Origin of the sequence: Pararhizobium sp. (assembly GCF_035497515.1) — a bacterium.
Taxonomy (GTDB): domain Bacteria; phylum Pseudomonadota; class Alphaproteobacteria; order Rhizobiales; family Rhizobiaceae; genus Pararhizobium.
Map to the genome: position 1 here is coordinate 1 of NZ_DATJDJ010000082.1, position 4,573 is coordinate 4,573.

General features: G+C 62.7%; 4 protein-coding genes and 1 pseudogene. 3 read left to right on the forward strand and 2 right to left on the reverse strand.

From position 1 onward, the window contains the following. Together VL202_RS09200 and VL202_RS09205 are read right to left on the reverse strand one after the other, a co-directional pair. Positions 1 to 235: pseudogene (locus VL202_RS09200) on the reverse strand (sugar ABC transporter permease); the annotation flags it as partial. An 83-nt stretch (positions 236 to 318) separates the two neighbouring features. Further along, positions 319 to 1,623: an ABC transporter substrate-binding protein gene (locus VL202_RS09205; RefSeq protein ID WP_325463827.1), complete on the reverse strand. Its 1,305-nt coding sequence runs from the start codon at positions 1,621 to 1,623 to the stop codon at positions 319 to 321. Between the two features lie 205 nt (positions 1,624 to 1,828). Between VL202_RS09205 and VL202_RS09210 the strand changes: the two genes are divergently transcribed. The 3 genes from VL202_RS09210 to VL202_RS09220 all read left to right on the forward strand — a co-directional run. Next, positions 1,829 to 3,034, forward strand: coding sequence for an ROK family transcriptional regulator (locus VL202_RS09210; protein ID WP_325463828.1), 1,206 nt, complete (start codon positions 1,829 to 1,831; stop codon positions 3,032 to 3,034). A gap of 41 nt (positions 3,035 to 3,075) precedes the next feature. Continuing rightward, positions 3,076 to 4,176 carry a Gfo/Idh/MocA family oxidoreductase gene (locus tag VL202_RS09215; protein WP_325463829.1) on the forward strand — a complete coding sequence of 367 codons (1,101 nt, stop codon included), beginning with the start codon at positions 3,076 to 3,078 and terminating at the stop codon, positions 4,174 to 4,176. Between the two features lie 23 nt (positions 4,177 to 4,199). Continuing rightward, a partial coding sequence (locus VL202_RS09220) for a ThuA domain-containing protein (RefSeq protein WP_325463830.1) occupies positions 4,200 to 4,573 on the forward strand: 374 nt, incomplete at its 3' end.

Sequence of the window (4,573 nt, forward strand, 5' to 3'; positions counted from 1 at the left end):
GCACCTCGAAGTTGCGGACCCCGACGAATTCGGTGGGCGTGCCATAGCCGTTCCAGCGGTAGAGGCTGTACCAGGCAGCTTCGCCCATCGGCAGGATGACGAACAGCGTGAACAGAAGTATGGCAGGCGGCAGGAAGATGACCAGCGCCGGCAAACGGCCGCGCGCGGTCGGGCTCTTGTAGCGGATTTTCGTCGCGGCATCCAAGCTGGACGCATCACCAACGCTGACAGTCATATGGCTCATCCCATGGTTCATCGTCGTCGCGCAACCGGCGGCAGCCGGTCGGCCGGTGGCGGATATGCCACCGGCCCTTGGGCTTACTCGAGTTCCATGGCGTCCTGGATCGCCTGCGCCCCCTCCTCGGGCGACATTTGGCCGGACAGGATGTCCACGGAGATGTCATTGACGACGCGTCCGACCGACGGGCCGAGATCCTGGTCGAAGAAGTTCTGGTGCCAGGTGGATGCGGCAAGTTGGTTCGCCGCTTCACGCATCAGCGGGTCTTTCAGGCCTTCCTCGGCGTTTGCCGCGGCAGGAATAATCATGCCTTTGGCTGCCAGCTCCCGCTCGGTTTCTTGGCTGGTCAGGAACCGCAGAAAATCCAGTGCTGCCGGCGAGGCGCCTTTGGTCACCCCCCAGCCGTTCAGGCCGCCGAGTGTATCGGTTACCTTGCCGGCGCCGCCTTCGACGATGGGAAACGCGAAACGGCCGATCTGGTCGGAAGCGAGACCTTTGCCGTCGCCCGCATTCTTGCGCTGGTTCGGTTCGGTGTTTTCGAAGCCGAGCAGCATGGCTGCCTTGCCATCACCGAACGTGCCGAGCGTCTGCGACCAGCTTGCTCCGAGATAGCCGTTCTGAAATGGCTCCAGCTTGCCGAGTTCGGCCAACTGCTCGCCAGCCTTGATCACCGTCGGGTCCATGAAGCCTTCGCCCTGCTTGTTCTTGGCCGCTTCGAACACCTGCTCGCCGCCGTTGCGCATCACCAGGTAGCTCCAGTAGAAATGCAGAGGCCATTTGTCGCCGCCGCCGCCGGCGATCGGCGTAATGTCGGCCGCTTTCAGCGTTTTTACGGCGCCGAGAAAGTCGTTCCAGGTCTTGATATCTTCGGCCTTGACGCCAGCCTTGGCAAAAAGATCCTTGTTGTAGAAGAAGCTGACCGTGCCCATGCGGTAGGGAACGGCGTGGATCTTGCCATCGAAGGTCAGACCTGCGACCGCGGCCGGCTTGTAGGTCTTCGCCCAGGCGCCGTTGTCGGCATTCATTGCCGCGGTCAGATCCATCAGCGCCCCTGTCTGCGCCTGCTGGCGCAGCACGCCGCCGCCCCAGCTGTAGAAGAAATCGGGCGCCGCATCGGATTGGAGCAGCGTCGGCAGTTTCGCCTTGAACGCCTCGTTTTCGAGAAACTGCAGCTGGATGTCGACATCCGGGTGCTGTGTCTCATAGTCCTTGGCTATGCCTTCCCAGGCCTCGATGTAAGCCGGAATCGTTTCAACATGCATCCACTTGACGACGGTCTGAGCCGCCGCCGCCTGGGCGCCGAGAAGTGAAGTCAGCGCCGTGGCAGCAGCAAGCGCAGTGAGCCGGACGCCCCACGGGGATGTCGCCTTGTCATGATTGGTCATTTGTTCCTCCTCCAAAGGGAATAATCCTCAATTTTTCCCTTATGCGGATTAATTCAAACGACATTTGCCGCGTTGTCAACCGCAATTGGCGATTTTATCGACACATCAGCTTGACAATGGAGCCGGTATCGCCGTTATTTAATTCGCTGCCCGGCTTAAATCAGGGCTCCAACCTGTCCGACCGATTGCGAACATACGGCCCTTCATGAAGACTGCAGACCCAGAATTGATGCGCGCAATCAACCGCTTTACCGTGCTCGACAAGATCCGTCGACGCGGGCCGATCTCGCGCGTCGAGATTAGCGAGCACTCGCAGCTGTCAACCACCACGGTCTCCGCCATCACCGGGTCACTGCTCGATGATGGATTGATCCTTACTCGCCACGAGGGCGATATACGCAATACCGCGGCCCGCGGGCGGCCGCGCGTCATGCTGGAGCTGAACCCGGATGCCGCCCGCGTCGTCGGCGCCAAGATCGCCACCAACCGCATCGTCTTCGCGCTCACGAACTTCTGCGGCGAGGTGCTCTCCAAGCTCACCATTCCCGTGCGCGTCGATCGCCTGCCGATCGGCGTGATCAGCGATCTGGTGGAGGATGGCGTGCGCCGCTGCGTCGTCGATGCCGGCCTGTCGCTGAGCGATATCGATACCGTCTGCCTGGGGCTTCCCGGCGTCGTCGAGCATCGGACCGGAAGGGTTCGCTCCAGCCCCGTCTTCCGGGAGATCGACGTCAATTTCGCCGAAGAGATGACCAGCCGGCTCAATCTCCCGACCATCGTGGAAAGCGACGCGCATGCCATTGCGCTGGCGCATCACTGGTTCGGCCAAGCCCGCGACCTGGACGATTTCGTCGTCGTTTCGCTGGAGCAGACGCTGGGGCTCGGGCTTCTTCACAACGGCCAGCTGTTTCGCGGCGCCGGCGGCCTCAGCCACAATCTCGGCGACCTGGTGCTTGGAAGCGTCTCGGACCAGACGGTCCGCCTGTCGGAGATCGCCGGCGAGACGGCGATCTTCGGCGAGCAGCAACTGGTCGGCCATTTCGCCGAAGCCGTCCGCGTCGGGCGGGGCATGGCGCATGCGCAGGCGCTGATCTCCGCCGACGATAACCCGCTGTCGGCCACCGCCATGCGGGCCGGCGAGGCAGTCGGCCTGGCGGTCGCCAACATCGTCACCCTGTTCGGGCCGCCGCGCGTCATCATCGTCGGATCGACGCTGTTGCTGGGTTCCGTCTTCATCGACAGCCTGCGACAATCCTATGCCCGCGCCATCCCCCGCTCGATCCGCGAGGTTGCCGAACTGGTGTTCGATCCGTCGCCGGACGAGGCCTGGGCGCAAGGGGCGGCGGTTGTGGCTCTGCGCGAACTCTACGAATCGCCCTGGGGAACCACGGGCCCGGCCTCGAGCCTCTAGCGGCGCGGCCATCTGACATCATTCGGTCTTGGAGGAGAACCATGGACAAGCTCGGTATCGGCATCATCGGATGCGGCAACATCTCATCGGCCTATTTGAAGGCAATGGCCTCGTTTCCGGTTCTCGACATCCGCGGCATCGCGGATCTCAACCGCGGGTTGGCCGAACAGAGGGCCGGCGAATTCAATCTCGCCGCCCGCGGCATCGATGAATTGCTCGACGATCCGGACATCCAGCTGATCGTCAATCTGACGGTGCCCAAGGCGCATGTCGAGGTCGGCCTGCAGGTGCTGGCCAAGGGGAAGCACACCTATTCGGAAAAGCCGCTCGGCGTTACCTTCGCCGAAGGCCGCAAACTTGCCGAAACGGCCAAGGCGAGCGGCTTGCGCATCGGCGCCGCACCCGATACCTTCCTGGGCGGCGCGCATCAGACGGCGCGATCGATCATCGATACCGGCGTGCTGGGAACGCCGGTCGGCGGCACCGCCACCTTCATGTGCCCTGGCCATGAGCGCTGGCATCCCAACCCGGACTTCTACTATGAGGCCGGTGGCGGGCCGATGCTCGACATGGGGCCGTATTACATCACCGATCTCGTCAACCTGCTTGGACCCGTGGCGAAGGTCGCGGGCTTCGCGATGACGCCGCGTAGCGAACGCATCATCACCAGCGAGCCGCGCAATGGCCAGACGATCCCCGTCCATATTCCGACGCATGTTTCTGGCGTGATGGCCTTCCACAACGGCGCCGTCGTACAGATCGGCATGAGCTTCGACGTCGCCGGCCATAAGCACGTTCCGCTGGAAGTCTACGGCACGGAGGGCACGCTGATCGTGCCCGATCCGAACCATTTCGGCGGTGATATAGAGCTCCTGAAGAAGGGCGGCGCTTTCGAACCGCAGCCGACCACGGAACCCTATGCCGACGGCAATTACCGCTCGCTCGGCGTCGCGGACATGGCGCATGCCATTTTGTCGAACCGACCGCACCGGGCCAATGGAGATCTCGCTCTGCACGTGCTCGAGGTGATGGAAGCCTTCGGCACGGCGGCGGAGACGGGGCAGACGGTCACCATCACCACCAGGCCGGAGCGGCCGGCGCCGCTCTCGCAATCACTGATTGACGGCCGTCTGGTCCGCTAGAACAGATTTCAGAGGAGACTGACATGCGCGAAGCTTTGATCGTATGGGGCGGCTGGAGCGGCCACGAGCCGCAGGAATGCGCCCATATCATAAAGGGAATTCTCCAGGAGGAGGGGTTCAAGGTCTATCTGGAGAACACCACGGAAGCCTTCGCCGACCCGTCGATCCACGACCTGTCGCTGATCGTGCCGATCATGACCATGTCGAAGATCGAGAAGGAGGAGGCGAAGAACCTGGCCGCCGCCGTCGAGAACGGCGTCGGCATCGCCGGCTATCACGGCGGCGCCGGTGACGCCTTCCGCGAATGCGTCGAATACCAGTTCATCATCGGCGGACAATGGGTCGCCCATCCGGGCAATATCATCGACTACACAGTCAATGTCACACGTCCCGACGA